This window comes from Paraburkholderia sp. 22099 (assembly GCF_052045835.1).
Lineage (GTDB): Bacteria > Pseudomonadota > Gammaproteobacteria > Burkholderiales > Burkholderiaceae > Paraburkholderia > Paraburkholderia terricola.
On sequence record NZ_JBQEPU010000050.1, the window covers coordinates 1 to 15,737 of the forward strand.

The 15,737-nt window shown below is 58.8% G+C and carries 12 protein-coding genes; 2 read left to right on the top strand and 10 right to left on the bottom strand.

From position 1 onward, the window contains the following. Positions 1-138 precede the first annotated feature (138 nt). The 7 genes from ACTJLC_RS30085 to rfbC form a co-directional block, all read right to left on the bottom strand. Positions 139-579: a hypothetical protein gene (locus ACTJLC_RS30085; RefSeq protein WP_244745632.1), complete on the bottom strand. Its 441-nt coding sequence runs from the start codon at positions 577-579 to the stop codon at positions 139-141. Positions 580-718: 139 nt separating this feature from the next. Continuing rightward, positions 719-1,810 (bottom strand): undecaprenyl-phosphate glucose phosphotransferase, encoded by a 1,092-nt coding sequence (locus tag ACTJLC_RS30090; RefSeq protein WP_073428797.1) that lies wholly within the window; start codon positions 1,808-1,810, stop codon positions 719-721. A 24-nt stretch (positions 1,811-1,834) separates the two neighbouring features. Then, the gene (locus ACTJLC_RS30095; RefSeq protein WP_244745631.1) at positions 1,835-2,863 is read right to left on the bottom strand and encodes a GlxA family transcriptional regulator; all 1,029 of its coding nucleotides are present in this window, start codon (positions 2,861-2,863) and stop codon (positions 1,835-1,837) included. Positions 2,864-3,127: 264 nt separating this feature from the next. Then, complete coding sequence (locus ACTJLC_RS30100) at positions 3,128-5,332, bottom strand: polysaccharide biosynthesis tyrosine autokinase (RefSeq protein ID WP_310133906.1); 2,205 nt, start codon at positions 5,330-5,332, stop codon at positions 3,128-3,130. A gap of 56 nt (positions 5,333-5,388) precedes the next feature. Next, positions 5,389-5,841, bottom strand: coding sequence for an arsenate reductase/protein-tyrosine-phosphatase family protein (locus tag ACTJLC_RS30105; protein ID WP_310133902.1), 453 nt, complete (start codon positions 5,839-5,841; stop codon positions 5,389-5,391). Between the two features lie 34 nt (positions 5,842-5,875). Further along, positions 5,876-7,195 (bottom strand): polysaccharide biosynthesis/export family protein, encoded by a 1,320-nt coding sequence (locus ACTJLC_RS30110; RefSeq protein ID WP_159442556.1) that lies wholly within the window; start codon positions 7,193-7,195, stop codon positions 5,876-5,878. An 18-nt stretch (positions 7,196-7,213) separates the two neighbouring features. Then, complete coding sequence (rfbC, locus tag ACTJLC_RS30115) at positions 7,214-7,762, bottom strand: dTDP-4-dehydrorhamnose 3,5-epimerase (protein WP_073428829.1); 549 nt, start codon at positions 7,760-7,762, stop codon at positions 7,214-7,216. Between the two features lie 303 nt (positions 7,763-8,065). Here rfbC and ACTJLC_RS30120 point away from each other — a divergent pair, with 303 nt between their 5' ends. Continuing rightward, complete coding sequence (locus tag ACTJLC_RS30120) at positions 8,066-9,403, top strand: DUF1972 domain-containing protein (RefSeq protein WP_244745627.1); 1,338 nt, start codon at positions 8,066-8,068, stop codon at positions 9,401-9,403. A 115-nt stretch (positions 9,404-9,518) separates the two neighbouring features. Beyond that, positions 9,519-11,678: a hypothetical protein gene (locus tag ACTJLC_RS30125; RefSeq protein WP_347143332.1), complete on the top strand. Its 2,160-nt coding sequence runs from the start codon at positions 9,519-9,521 to the stop codon at positions 11,676-11,678. A gap of 150 nt (positions 11,679-11,828) precedes the next feature. Here ACTJLC_RS30125 and ACTJLC_RS30130 read toward each other — a convergent pair whose 3' ends face one another. Genes ACTJLC_RS30130 through ACTJLC_RS30140 form a run of 3 tightly spaced genes read right to left on the bottom strand, consistent with a single transcriptional unit; the run spans position 11,829 to position 15,703 of the window. Then, the gene (locus tag ACTJLC_RS30130; protein ID WP_310133891.1) at positions 11,829-13,097 is read right to left on the bottom strand and encodes a hypothetical protein; all 1,269 of its coding nucleotides are present in this window, start codon (positions 13,095-13,097) and stop codon (positions 11,829-11,831) included. Further along, on the bottom strand, positions 13,098-14,570 hold the full coding sequence (locus ACTJLC_RS30135; RefSeq protein ID WP_310134027.1) for a lipopolysaccharide biosynthesis protein: 1,473 nt from the start codon (positions 14,568-14,570) through the stop codon (positions 13,098-13,100). A gap of 20 nt (positions 14,571-14,590) precedes the next feature. Then, positions 14,591-15,703 carry a glycosyltransferase family 4 protein gene (locus ACTJLC_RS30140; RefSeq protein WP_310133889.1) on the bottom strand — a complete coding sequence of 371 codons (1,113 nt, stop codon included), beginning with the start codon at positions 15,701-15,703 and terminating at the stop codon, positions 14,591-14,593. Positions 15,704-15,737: the final 34 nt, after the last annotated feature.

Genomic DNA, 15,737 nt, shown 5'->3' on the forward strand with positions numbered 1-15,737 from the left:
CGTTGCTGGCCGCGAAGGATGCGGCGGGCAAGCGGTTGGCCGATGCCGAGCATTTCGCGTGAGGACGGTTGAATGACTACACGGAAACCCGCGACTATCCTGCTGACTGGCGTGAATGGCCAGGTCGGCGAGTGCGGATCAGCGACACGAACCCGAGCCTGGCAGCGTCATCGCCATACTCGGCACGGACACTGAGCAACCGGCGCTCAATGCTCCCGCCATGGCTGCGGGCGAAAGCGACGCGGCGCCCACGCCGAACGACGGCGCGGCACCCGGCATGGGCATCATGCCGCCCAACGCACCAGCGCCGCTCCCACGAACCATCCGATTTGAAAGCGCGCCCGCGGCGCCGAGGCTCAACCCGGCGCTGCCCGCCAATGCGATTTGTGATGGTGTGATCCGCATTGTCTGCGACAGCGGGTCCGAGTTCTGGGTGATCACCCGCAACCGCCGCGTCGGATCGCTCTGCTCGATGAGCGCCATGTACGGATCGGACGACGTGTGTCGGCGATGCTTCTGTTGTGTCGTTTGCAAAAGCGATGACCTAAACGCCGAGCGCAGCCCCTCGGAGTCGCTCATTAGCTGCGCATGAAGTACGCCGGGAGCGCTAAGCATCGCAAGCCACGCCGAAACGAACACGCAGTGCCGAAGGTACTTTGCAGAAGTTGTCATGTGCGGTCTCAATTAAAAACGGTAGACGCCGTCGTCATACGCGGACTCAATAAGCGGTCTTGCCGAAAAAGCCTTTGAGCATCGTAATGCCGATGATCTTGAGGTCCAGCCAGAAGCTCCAGTTCTGGATGTAGTAGAGGTCGAACATCACGCGCGCCGCCATCTTCTCCACGCGATCGGTTTCGCCACGCAAGCCGTTGATTTGCGCCCATCCGGTGATCCCCGGTTTGATGCGATACCGGTACATATAGTCGTCGACGAGATCCTTGTACAACTCGTCGTGCTCGACTGCATGCGGCCGCGGTCCCACTACCGACATCTGTCCTTTGAGCACGTTGACGAACTGCGGCAGCTCGTCGAGACTCGTCTTGCGCAGGAATGCACCAACCCGGGTGATACGCGAGTCGCCGCGGCGCGCCTGCGTCAAGCGGCCGGTTTCCTCGACGTGCTGGCGCATCGTGCGGAACTTGTAGATCGCAAATTCGCGGCCACCCACGCCTTTGCGCATCTGACGGAACAGGATCGGGCCAGGTGAAGAAAAACGTACGGCAATCGCGATCACCGCCAGCAAGGGCGAGATCGACAGCAGTACAAGTGCGGCGAACAGGCAATCAAATAGACGCTTGGGCCACTCGGCGCCCGGCGTCAAGGGCGAGGCCACCAGATTGATCGCCGGTAAGCCGTGCACGTCGACGAAAGCCGGCTTCGCGAGCGCAAACTCGCGCAGGTCCGGTATCAGACGAATGTTGACGAAATCATGCCGGAACTCGCGAACATAGCATTCGATTGACGGCTGGCGCATGGGATAGCCGAGCAGCCACAGTTCGCCGATGCCACGCCGCCGCATCTGGGCACCCAGCGTTTCAAGCGAGCAGACGAGTGGCAAACCGGCGATGACGCCCGCTTCCGGCGCGTGCTCGTCGTACACGATCGCGGGCGAGTAGGGTCCCGCCGAGGACGCGAGCACATGCTCGAACAGCGTGGCCGAAGCGGGACCGAGAGCGATCGCGACCGGCGAACGATCGCGCGGCGCGCCGCCGCCCAGCTTCGCCAATTTGACGAATGCAGCCTTTGCCACCAGCGACGCGCCGATGGCGGCGAACGCGAGATAGGTCAGGTTCAGGATAACGGAGAACATGATGAACCCCCGAGGAACATTGGCTTAATTGGGTCGAAATGCCGGTCGATGGTTGGCGCGATAGTCGGTTGGTGTCTTGCCCAGGTGTTTGCGAAACAGCTTCGCGAGTCGCCCACCGCTGCCGATGCCACAACGCCGCGCAATCTTGTCGACTGGCAACGTCGTTTCCGCCAGCAGCCGGCATGACATGTCGAGCCGAACGTAGAGCAGATAATCGGAAGGCGTCACGCCAAACTCAGCCTTGAAGCGCCGCAAAAAATGCCGCTCGCTCATTGCGGCGATCCGCGCCGCTTCGTCGATGCTTACCTGCCGGTGCCCGTTCTCTTCGAGCCAACGGGCCGAGGCCTGAATGTTTTCGCTGACCTTGCGCGTCGCATTGCGGTGGACGATGTCGGCGAACTGATTTGGCGCGGCCGGCGACACGAGGTCCGTGATCTGACGGGTCGCATGCGCCCCCAACTCTTCCTGGATCATCGCCAGTGCGGCGCGCAGCGAATTCGGCATGACACCGTGCGGCGGCGCCAGCGTGATCCTGCTTTCCGATCCACGATAAGACGCTTTGTCGCCAGCCGATTCACTCGCGGCATAACGCCCGCATCCCGCCGCCTTCAGCAGCAAGCCCCCTTCGCCGACCGGAAACACGTGTTCCGTGATCGGACATATACGGCGCAGCCATGCGAGCAGTTCCGCGTCGTGCAACGCCTGATTCAAATCCGCACCGCCCGCGACGAAGAGCGCATGGAAGCCGTCCGGGTACTGTCGCGCTTCGAGGCTCCTCGTCCAGACGAAGACAGAGGACGAGCTCGCGATGCGCCCGCCGATGGTAGAAAGCAGGCAAACGTCGAAGTGCGCCGAGTTACGTTGATCGGATCTGGCGATTTCGTTCGCGCGCTGGAACACCTCCATGATGCAAGCGATCTCTGGGAGCGCAAAGCCATCAAATAGTGCGATGCCTATTGTTTTCACTGTGTCAGTGTTGGGTAGACTGCGTCCGATATCTGCTGCGGCGGTCTCGTGCGAACGAACGCCACGACAGCGGAACACCGACGCCATCGTTCAAGTAGTTCATGTTACGAAAGGAGAACCACCGAAGTACCATGGTGGCCGAATGAAGCCACATCTTGACCGTTCAAGGAAATCTGGTTTTTATGCGTTTCCCATCAACATCCGGAACGCTAACCACATCATTCGAGCCGCGAGATTTTTTCGAACTTGCAGCGTCTGCTCGACCTTGTGCCGCAGGCGCGTGTTTCCCGCTCAAGCGAAGCCGGACGCAGCACACGCGTGACACTGTCGCAGTCGTTTCTTTACCCGGCCTCAGTTACTGTAGCGATAGCGGTAACCGTAGCCGTAGCCGTAGCGTGTCGCGTGAAAGCCGTTGAACACCTGCCCCGTAACCTTGGTGCCCGATTGGTTCAAACGGTTCATCGTTTCGACCAATTGATGCCGGCTCGTCAAGTTGGCACGCGACACCACGAACACCGCGCCGCAGACCTGTGAGAGTGTCACCGCGTCGCTAACCGGCAGAACCGGCGGCGAATCGATGATTACGTAGTCATAGCGCGCTTCGGCGTCTTTCAGGAGGGTTGCGAATGCGGGCCGCTCGAGCAACTCGCCAGGATTGGGCGGCAGCACGCCACCTGCAGGCAAAAGATCGAATCCGTCGTGGCCGGTCTTGACAATCGCGCCATCGAGCGTCACGTCGCCCGCCAAAACATTCGCCAGTCCGGCGTGCGAAGGCGCCAGCGAGAAATACCGCTTGAGTCCCGAGCGCCGCATGTCGGCATCCACGATCAGCACACGCAGCCCCTTCATTGCCAACAGATAGGCGAAGTTCGCCGCGACGAACGTCTTGCCGACACCTTGCGTCGGCCCTGTGAACAGGATCGAGCCGCCCTCCTTGCCAAGCAGCGCGAACTTGAGCGTGGTTCTCAGGGAACGCAGGGCTTCCACGCTCGGATCGGACGTGTCCTTACCCGCAAGCAGCGCCATCACCCCCTTGCCGCCTTTGTGATTTTCCTTGGCGGTCTCCAACTCGGCGGAGCTGGACGGAACGACCGCGAAGATCGGCACTTGTCCCACGCGCTCCGCCTCGAGCGGATCATGCAGCGCGTCCTTGATCGCAGCCAGCGCCTGCACCAGGACGAACGCGATCAGCAATCCGCCGAATACGCCGCCACCGATCACAACCGGAACCTTCGGCCAGTCCATTGACTCGGGCGGAACCGCCAGATCGATAATGGACACGTTACCCGTGGTGCCAGCCTCGGCGACCTCGAGCTGCTGTCCGTTCGCTACCAGCGCCGTGTAAAGCTGCGTATTCACCGCCACGTCACGCGCAAGACGCAGATAGTCCTGTTGCGTCGAAGGCAACGCCTGCACCTGCTTTTCGATCTCATGCAGCCCTTGATCGAGCGCCGCGGACTGAGCCTGCAGCGTCTGGACAGCCGGATGGCCCGCACGGAACTGCTCGCGTGTCGCCTGCAGGTTAAGATCGACCAGCGTCTTCTGTTTCGTCAGATCCACGGCGCGCGTAAGCAGCGCCTCCGTCTGCTGCTCGACGTCGATCGTTTTCGTGCGGATGCGATAGGCGTTCAAGCGGTCTTCGGACTGCTCCAGTTCCTCGCGAAACGCAGGCAGCTTGCGGTTGAGGAATTGCAGGCTCAAGCGCGACTGTTCCGCACGATGGCGGATGTTCAGCGCCACGTAAGCGCGTGCAACCTCATTGGCAAAGCGCGCGGCCCGTTCCGGGTCGCTGTTCTTGACGGAGAGCGCGATCATCGACGATTCCTTTGTCGTTTCCTCCACCTTCATGCGGTTGGATATCGACTCGATCGTGTTCTGGAGCGACGCTTCCACCAGCTTGAACGACGTGCCGGGACGACCGCGCAAGGAACGCACTTCGATAACGCCTTTGCCGGGGCCATAGTCGCTTTGCACTGTGAATTCCACGCGTTGACCGACACGCCCCGACGCCACGTTCACGCCATCACGATCTTCGAGGGTCCAGCGATCGCCAGCCTGAACGTGCAAACGGAACTTCTCGCCGTAGAGCGTATTCGGCACCTCGAAGACGGTCAGCTCCATGCGCTCGCCGCCCCACGCAAACTGCGTGAGCCCGAGCGGCGCATCGGCCACGCCATCTGGCGGCGTGGCGAAGCGCCCATAGAGACGCCCCAGCAGCGGCACGCGGTTGGCCACGGCTATGGTGGTCCGCGCCTGCGTGGCATCGATGGCGGGTCCCAGCACTGCGCGCGAAGAGAGAATGTCGAGTTCGCCGTCGATCGGCTTGTTCAGGCTGAGCGCACTGGCAACATCCGACAGCGCGCCGAGCGCGGAGCCCTGTTGTTCATCGACCTGAATGAGTGCGTTTGCTTTGTACACCGGTGCCGCGACCAGTATGTAGAGCACCGCCAGAGCGGCGATCCCCGCAGCCACGCCCGCGAACAGCCGCGCATGGCTCCGGACGTTATGCCAGAGCATCAGAAGGCTTACGTCCTCATCCACCTGATTGGGCGCCATGTTAGGGACCGGCATGTTATGCAAAGTCGATTCTGACTTCATGGTAAATGTCGCCTTCATAGGGCAGGTTGCATGGTGAGCGCGGGCAGCCAGCTATTCGCGCTGCGCTCGATGAGCGTCAACGACTCATCGAACAGCGCTTCGTCGCCGCCGACCGGGTCGTGAACTTCGCGGCCGAGCCAGTGACCCAGCGTCCAGACCTTGCCGGCGGCGAACGGATAGCGTCTGAGCACTTCGCGCCGCTGGGACATCTCCATGACGAGTACGAGGTTGGCCCAGTGCAGCATCGGCGACGCCAAACGCATCGAGGAAGAGTCGGCGGGGACCGGGTAGCCTTTTGCGGTCAAAACCTTTTGTGCAATCGGATGGATCGGCACTCCGCTCAGCGCTTCCAGTCCCGCTGACTGGATAGATGCGCCCGACGCATCGGACAACGCCTCGCGGAACACGCACTCGGCCATGGGGCTCCGGCACACGTTCGCATAGCAGATCAGCAGCAGATTCAACATGGCCTCCGTCAGTCGTTCATGATCGTCGCGCGCGTTACTTGAAGGCCTCGGCTCCAAGGTACAGGGCGCTCGCGAACGGCAAAATCTGCGAAACCACGCGATAGAAGCGGGTTACGTGCGCGGCATCGACGAAGATCACGTCGCGTGGTTGCAGGAGAAATTGATCGGCCAGCACCAGCATGCCCGGCGAGGTCGCGTCGAGATGGAACACGTCCACTGTGCGGTTGGGTCCCTGCCGGAATACGTAGACTTGCGATGCATTGGCCGACAATTGATTGAGGCCGCCGGCGTCCGAGATCGCTTCAGACAAAGTGAGGACCCCGACCGGCATCACCTGCGATACGGGCTTCGTGACCTCGCCGAGTACGAACACCTTCTTGAAGCGGCGCTCTGGCACGTTGACGACGTCACCGTCCTTGAGAAGCACGTTTTGCGAAAGATCGCCGTTGTAGAAAAACGCGTACAGGTCGAGCGGAAATACTTTGCCGCCCCGATTGAGCGTCGCCCCTGCAAGGTCCGCACCCGCGCTATACCCCCCGGCGCCCGAGATGGCATCGGCGACCGTCTCCGGCGTATCGGTCAAGGCCAGCGAGCCTGGGGCCCTCACCGCGCCCGACACATATATTTTCTGGCTGCGATACGACGAGACAGTCACATCGAGTTGCGGGTTTTTCACGACTTTGTTCAGCCGGCTGGTGAGATCGGCGCGAATCGCATCGATCGTCTCGCCGGCGACCTTCACCTTCCCGATGTATGGGAAGTAGATCGAGCCGTCCGGCTGCACGACCCGGCCCACGGGATCGAGGTTACCTCCCGCGGTCGCTGACGGCACACTTGCACTCTCCGTCCCGCCGATCGAGACGATCGATGTATTCAACGCCGAAAACCCGGGGTTGTTCAGTTCCGGCCGATCCCACACGATCACCCGCAACGAATCGCCGCTGCGAACGCGGTATGCCGAAGGCGTACCCGCCGGCAAGCGCAACGAAGTCGGTACCACACCATCCGGCTGCGACGACAGACGCGCAATCAGGTCGCCGTTGAGTGAATGCAGACGAAACGTGATGCCGTCCTGCACCACTTCGGTCACCTGCGGCTCTGAACCGGACTGTGCGTTGGCGGTTTGTGCGGGAGGGGCGCCCATGTAAGACCCGGGCGCCAGAGCGCAACCGCTGAGCGTGGCCAGCAGTGCCAGTGAGAAACCGAGCGTGGCGTTGGCCCGATTCGCGAGGCGCGCCTTGAACGGCCCATGAATGAAAGCATTTCTTTTATTCAATTGTCGATCCTTGACTACTTGAGCCGTCGCACCACTGCCGGTGCAGGCGTCACGATTCCGGATGGTTTTCACCTGCATGCCTCGCATCGGCCCACGTCAATAAACTTCCGCTGAACTGAAGAGAACGCCCGCCGCATCCTTCGGCGCGACTAGCGGCGTGCCGTCGACACCCCACTCGATTCCGATATCCGGGTCGTTCCACAACAGCGTGCGTTCGTGGTCGGGGGAGTAATAGTCGGTCGTCCTGTAAAGAACTTCGGCAACATCGGACAGCACCACGAAACCGTGCGCGAAACCCGGCGGAATCCAGAGTTGGTGCCCGTTAGCAGCCGACACGCGTGCGCCGACCCAGCGCCCGAAGGTGGGCGACCAGCGGCGCAGATCGACGGCAACATCGAACACTTCACCGACCACCACTCGCACCAGCTTGCCCTGCGGATGCTGGATCTGATAGTGCAGACCGCGCAGCACATGGCGCGCCGACACTGAATGGTTGTCCTGCACGAACCGGAAGCCACGAGCAACTTTTTCTTCGAACTCGTTCTGATTGAAGCTTTCGAAGAAGGCGCCGCGCGCGTCGCCGAAAATCTTCGGTTCGATTAGCTTCACATCGTGAATGGCAGTGTGCTTTACGTTGATTGGCATGGCGAAACCGTAGAAAGAAGTGAAGACAGATAACGGCCATAGTCGGTCCTGCATAGGTCCTATTCCGACACTGGTCCTGTGTCACTCACGCAGTGACGCACCGCACGAAAAAGCGCGGCTAGAGGAACGCTATGTTAGGAGCGTTGAAGTAGCCGATTCGGTCAAATCGTTGGCGCATTCCGACATCGTCCAAGGACATGTGGGCGTGCGCTGACCGTATTGGCCCATTATGGTTCTACAAAGAAGTCGCGCCTATCACTTTGGCGGATTCGACGACGACAGTGACCGATTTCACCATGCCTGTTGCCCTACGCTATCGCATTGGTAGCTTTTGTTCAGCGCATTATCGGCGCGCGAATCACGACGGGATCGAACGATATGCCAGTCAGGCAACTTTTCATTTTGGGTACGCGAGGTATTCCGGCGCGCCACGGTGGTTTCGAAACATTTGCCGAGAGGCTTGCGCTTTATCTCACGCAGCGGGACTGGAAAGTGACCGTGTATTGCCAGGGCGAAGCTGGCCAGACTGAGACCATCGAGGACATATGGCGCGGCATAAATCGGATCATCGTCCCCGTCACGCGCGAGGGCGCAATGGGCACGATGGAATTCGACTGGAAGTCGGTTCGCGACACGACCGAACGCAAGCCCGAGCTCGTGCTGACGCTCGGCTATAACACCGCCGTCTTCTGCACGTATTTGCGTTGGCACGGCATTACGAACCTGATCAACATGGATGGGCTCGAGTGGCGGCGCGAGAAGTGGAAATTCCATGAGCGTGTGTGGCTGTGGCTCAACGAGCGCGTCGGGTGCTGGACGGGCAATCATTTGATCGCTGATCACCCTGCCATCGCAGCGCACCTGGCAACGCGCGTCAATCGCAGGAAGATAACGACGATTCCATATGGCGCGGATCCGGTCGGCGCGGCCAGTCTTGCGCCCCTCAAGGAGCATGGGCTCGAAGACACTTTCTACGGGCTCGTGATCGCACGTCCTGAGCCGGAGAACTCGGTGCTGGAAATCGTCACCGCCTTTTCGCGCAGGCCACGCCAGGCCAAACTCGTCGTGTTGGGAAAATACGATCCTGAAGTCCATAGCTACCATCGCGACGTGTTGGAAGCGGCAAGCGACGAGGTCATGTTTCCCGGTGCGATCTATGATCAATCGGCCGTGCGGTCGCTACGGCGGCATGCCCATTTCTATCTGCATGGGCATCGCGTGGGCGGCACGAATCCGTCTCTCGTCGAAGCGCTTGGCGCCGGGAGCGCGGTGATTGCGCATGACAACGTATTCAATCGGTGGGTAGCGGGGCCCGACGCGCGGTTCTTCGCCACGGAGGCGGACTGCGATATGCACATCTCGGCATTGCTAGGCGATCCCGCTACGGCTCGGGCGATGGGCGAGGCGAGCACGCATCGGTTTGAGAGTTCGTTTCGTTGGGATAGCGTGCTGGCTCAGTATGAGGCGTTGTTGTATCGGCATATTGGAAGCGGGAAACAAAGCGTGGCATTCGCTTTCCGTTCAACTCAAGGCGCGCCGGATCGCACGCCCGCACTCGATGTACACGCGAGGATCTCTAATGCGAGCCCCAGTGTTGGGGCCGCAGCGAGCGTGGAGCAGATTGGGGCGAAGGTAGAATAAGAGCGCTCTTCTCGCATAAAAAAGCCTCGGCTTCCTGCGCATCAGCGACCTCCTGTCGCGAGCCACTGTGTTATGTGGGGCGTCACCGACCCCTACTCTTCCGCCAACTGCTCACATGACCAACCTTCTTGCTGCTGGCCAAAGAAAAATCATTGTTGCTGCCGTTGCATTGCTATTTTGTTGCTGCAAATCTCAAGGCTCCGACATCGTGCGGTACGCGACTATTGACGTCGGGTCAATGCCCCCGGGTCTGCTGATTGACGCTAAGCGGCAAGGTAAAGCACTCACTGCATCAGATCGCGTTGTGATACGCGACGGTCATTTCTTCACGGTCGGCACGCCAGCCGTCCCGAACAGTAGTAAGCGCATCAGATTCTTTGGGGTATCCCTAGCACTCTCGGCCAACTTTCCTTCGAAGGCTGACGGCGAAATGCTGGCGCGGCGTCTCGCGGCGCTAGGCGTCAACATCGTCCGGCTTCATGCGATAGATCAACCGGCACAAAATTCCGCTATCGGCCCAGTCGGCATACTGCGCGACGCGGTCGACCCGGAACTCGACCCGCAAGCAGTCACCGTCTTATCACGATTCATAGCTCAGCTTGGGCAATACGGTATTTATGTCGATTTGAATCTGAACGTCAATCATACTTTTCCCACGGGGAAAGCCGCCGATCGCATTCCGCCTCAAAGCAAGCCACTGCCGATATTCGACGACGGCATGACGTCGTGGCAAGCAACCTACGCGAAGAACCTCCTTTTGGCGCTTCAGTTGATCGACAGTCCGAACTTGGCCTTGGTGGAAATCAACAATGAATCCACTCTCGTGGACAATTGGCAGGAAGGCACATTGTCCTCGCTAGTTTCCGGTCGGTTCCGCGACGAGTTGCAAGAAATGTGGAACGCTTATCGCAACGAGAGACACCTAGCTGAAGCACCGTTGCCACTCAGCCGTTCAGGGCTATCCGCTGACGACGCTCGTTTTGCCGCCAGTTTCTTCGTCGAATTGGATCGGCGGTATATCACACGAATGGTCGGTGCAGTGAGGGATGTTCTCGGTAAGAACGTCCCAGTATCAGGCACGCAGATCATTCACTCCGGACGCTGGAATCACGGAGGCTTCGCGAACTTCGACGTGAATAGCGCCGCGACCTTCACTGATGCACACTTCTATGTCGATCACTATTTTTTCCCCCATCGTCAATGGGACTGGAGCGACTGGCGTATATCGAACAGTTGGCTAGGGGATTCGCTCGGTCAGACGCTACTTAATACCGCCTTTGCGCGTGTCGCGGATCGTCCATTCGTCATCAGCGAATTCAACCAGGCATGGCCTAACCAGCAGGCATCCGACCTGCTCCCGGTCGTAACGCAGTTTGCCGTCTCTCAGGACTGGGACGGACTGATTCTCTACGATTATGCGCACGACCGGGATTGGAACTCCTTCGCCCCTTCCAATTTCAGCCTTCGTGGCGATTTGACAAAGCTCGCTCAATTCGCCCAGTGTGCAGCTTACTTTCGCAGCGTATATCCGGATACTTCGCTAAACAAGTCGGTCATCGTTCTCTCTAGGGACGATCGCATCGCGGCTGCTGCCAACGGCATCTTGGGCAACCTCGCACCCTATCTATCGAAGCACTTCTCCATTCCCCCCGATGTCGCGATGACCCGCCAGATCGCACTCGCGAATGGTTCGAAGTTCGAGGTGCATCGTTCACCTCCGGTGAATACGTCGTCCTACTTCTCCTATGACGCGACAGTGCGCCGATTTGAATTCGGATCGGCGTACGCCGCCGGGATCTCTGGCTATATTCCCGTAGGCCGACCGGCGACCTCATTGTTCTTTGAGTTGGCTCTAGCGCCGGGGAACCGAGGATTCGTTACTGCATTTCTCACGAGTTTAGACGACAAACCTCTATCGGAATCACAACATCTGCTACTTTCGATACCCGGGTTCACCACGGGGACTAACACATCTGGCCCGCAGCAGCTGGCCGCCACAGACTTACGTGGTGCGTGGCGCACGATTCGCCCCCAAGCAGGAGGACTTCCATCAGCAAGCCTCCGCGCATTCGCTGGACCAGCACAGATGGAGAGCATCTCCGCAACCATTTCGTTGCAGGTATCGCACACACGCGCCACCGTGTATCCGCTTGACGTTCAAGGCCAACGACTTGAGGCCATTTCCACCAAGAGTGACGATCAGCACTTGTCGTTTGAGATCAATCGCAAAGGGCAGCCTTTCGCTGCGAACTACGAGGTCACGATCGAGCGCTAGCAACCATCCGGCGACGAATTCTGCGTTCGCGCGCGCTGCTCGACGTTCATTTGGCCGAGAGTACAGTTAAGCTTCCGACAACCAAAAAATGGGAATAGTTGACGCTCTCTCATCCAAGGTACCCTCGAACATGGCCCCGCCGAGGGCGGTTCACCGGACAATAAGTCGCGGCAAAGGCTTTCCGACGAACACGGTCACATAACCTCCCGATTGCGTCCCGAGCGTGGACGCCAATACTGCAACCAATGCAGTAAGCGGGCTCGCCAGGAGCCAGAAATGCGTTTCCGTCACGCCAAACACCAAGCAACTCACTAATGTAACCCCGAAGAACGCGCGGCAACGCGGGTTGACATTTGCCATCCGGCGCAAACCGAACATGGCGATCGCAAAGATGACAAGGCCAACGTATCCTTCACCGTAAATCAGATTGGTATAGAGGCCATCAATCCCGGCACCGCGGGTGGTGGTGTCGGCAAGCAAGTTCGCGCCTGGCGGCATCAACCCAACACCAATCACTAGATCTTTCGCCGACCACAGGACATCCGCAGCAAACGACAGCCGCCCGCTAAACAACGTGTCAAGAGCCTGCCGCCCCATTGCAGCATAGACAAAATAGATGCAGCCACCGATGGCGAGCATTGCACAAAATTTCAGCGCGGTCTTTATCGCGTGCGTTTCGTGCCCTTTATCATCTTTCAGATATTTAATTACGATGATATTGAACAGCGCGAGTAGCGTGGTGATGAAAGCTACCACGAGCGTAGTTCGGGACCCGGTCAGGGCTAGTGTGCTAAGGCTGAACGCGACGCAGAAGATGTCGAACCATCTAAATCCTCGCTTCACGCCAATCCCGAAAATAACGATAGTCAGCAAATATATCGTGAGAGGATACATAGCTGCGATGTTCGGGTGTGCAAAAGCCCAGCTCTCCCCTTTGTCCCAACCCGCCATATCTGTGCGGTCGGGGACGAAAGGGTGCGCGACGATTGCTAACAGTACCGCCATGACGTTGATGCGACGAAACTCGATTAGCCACGACTGTACAGAGAAGATACGCGGCGCGATGATTAGACAACATATGTAAGTAATCAAAAAATCGAAGAAGAATAGCAATGCCGTGTTGATCTGACCGGGGGCTCTCATCAACTCGAAGAATTTCCAACCGAACACAAGCGCGAAAGGCACGAGTAGTCCTCGAGAGGCAACTGTGAATTTCCGGCGAAGCAAATCTCGCATCAAGGTCCTAAATATCAACACACCGGCTATTCCCCAAAATCCAACTCGCGAATTTTCCACATGGAGATCAGAGTATTGATATGCCGGCACAAGCAGCCAGACGCAGAACAGTATTTTGTCAAGCCAATAGACTTTTTCTCCGGTCGCGCTTAGCTGGCTCCCAGCCCAATTCTTCAATTCCATTTAACCGCCCATGATCTTCAATCGCCGGCGAGCCGAGCTTACGACAAACGCTCCCGCCAACGCCACGCCAAACAACACTCCGAAAGCCGCGCTCGCGGCAATGAAGTCCCACAGGTTGCCCTCAAAATGCCACCACGAAGAAACCCGTCTTGCGAGAAACGACGCTGCGACGGCAAGTGCCGATACCGTTGCCAGCCGATCGGCACGGATGCGCCAGTTCACGATTTTCTTGCCACGCACGGCGCATAGCGCGCAGTAAGCCGCGCCCGAAACAAGTGCTGCCGTTCCTGCGCCAACGCCACCCAGCCAAGGAGTAAGGATTACGCTGAGCAGTCCATTCAAGAGCAGCGCCATCGCCGCAAACGCGCACATCGTAGCTTTCCTCTCCTTGAACTCCAGGGGCTTGTGGAAAAATGGCCCGAGCGAAAAACAGAATGCCGATGCCGTCAAAAGAGGGAGCAGCGTAGAGGCAGCGCTGAATTTCTCACCGAGGAACAATCGCGTAGCGGGTTCAGCCACTGCACTGACGACTGCAACCAGCGCGACGCCCGCACACATCAGATAAGTCAAAAGGTCACCGAGCATGCGCGACGCCGCCTGCTCATTCCTCATATTCCATGCCGCCATGAGTTGCGGCCATGTCGCCGCGAGGATAGGAGCCATGACCAGGTTGACCGAGCCGACAACCAGCGTTGCCGCCGCGCCATAGAGACCGGCCGTCGCGGAGCCGGCTAGGGCGCGCACTAGCAGTCGATCGCAATACATCGCGAGATTCATGAAAATGAACCACAGCGTCATGGCCCCACCATAGGCGCGCAGCCTGCGGAAGATCAATAGCGCACGCGAGGATCCGAGCTTTCGCAGTACGGTCCGGTCGAAAAATCGCGCTTGCCACGCGCCAAAAATAACGCCCAAGAGTTGTGCGGCAGCGCATGCGTACAACAGGCCACCGACGTTCTGTTGCGATGCGCGGCACACGAGTACCGAGAATGCGATTTTTAAGGCACCCGAACAGGCCTGTTGCACCGCATAGGACCACGCCCGTTGCTCGGACTGCAACGCGGTCCCGACCAGCGTGAAAACGGTCTGTGCCGCAATACCGAATACGCAGACGAGCCAGAGATCGGAACCGTGCTTGCTGTCGACTAAGACAAAGAGTGCGGTCAATGCATAGAACACAAGAAGCATCAGCAGAATTCCGCCTAGTCCGAGCAATATCGCTGCTTTTGTGTAGGCCGATTCGGCAGTTGATGAACCGGCCAGGAATCGTCCTGTCGCCTGTTGCAACCACTGCCCCGCAACCGAGCTCGCCAGAACTATCACAGTGATGGACACCGAATAGGTACCATACACGGACGGGGCCAATTGATGCGTCAAAAGAGAAATCAGTACGATGTTGAGGCCGGCATTGCTGGCAATGCCGAGCGCGTACGGCACATAGGTCGACCAGATCTTCCGCAGCCGGGGATTCACTGCCAAGCGTTTCGATAGACTCAGCATCGCACTTCTGCGGGAAGCTTGTTCCCGAGTGCGCCGAGAAGTTTCTGTACTGATGCCTCTAAGGTGAAACTCTTAGCAAGCTCGACGGAGCGTGCAGCGAAGCTAATGCGCCGCTCCGAATCGTCGAGCAGAGATATCAGGGCATGGCCCAATGCGAAAGGGGCCTTGGGCGCGACCACTATTCCGTTCTCACCATCCACAACGAAATCCCTCGTGCCGCCGTTATCCGACGTGACGATCGCACACCCGCATGCCATCGCCTCGAGCGCGGGCAGGCCCCAGCCCTCCGACCAACTCGGGCACAGATACACCGACGAAGCGTTATAGATTTCTTCACGCAGCACGCGCTTCTCCGGATTCTGAACGTACTTGATCCACGCCGGCAGCGTGGCCGGGCGAACCGACGTGCCGAAGAGAATCGCCTCCATTTCGGGAACCCTGGTCTTGGCAAGCTCAAGCGCCGATACGCCATCCGCTGCGCCCTTCCATGTATGAGGCGAGTACAGCATGCTGATCACTGGGCGCCGATCCGCGATGGGAGACGTCAGAAAAAATTCTTCGTGATCGACAGGATTGGGAACCTGATGAGCGAGATCGCCCGAAAGATCTTTGACAAGATCCCTTAGCCACCCCGAAATGACGATCTTGTTTGTTCTCGACTTGAGCGTCTCATTCACGCGACGTTCTGGCCCTGACCATACCTCGTGGTGCTGGATGAAATAAAACTTCTCGCCCTTGCAAGCGGGATACGTTACTAGGTACTCGGCGGTACGCCAAAGCGACGCGACGACGATATCCGCATTTGGGATATAACGGGCGAACAACGCAGGCACGATACTGATCTTCACTGCTGGATGGAGCGTCATCCACGGAACGCTCGGCGTGCTCTGCCGGGTCCATCCTCTCAGCAACCGCGCTATGTCGCTGGCAAGCGAAAGCAGTTTGAGCCGCCAACTCTTTCGCAGACTCCAAAGAAAAAGGGTCTCCGGGTGTAGCACTTCGACCGTATGACCGGCGCTTGCCAGGGCGTTCGCATACTGATACACGATCTTGCCGCCACCGGTTGGGTTTCTTGTCAGCTTCGGCAGAATAAAGGTAATTTTCATTGGGTCGTGGCGGTCATGATCAGCGCGTTCTGCT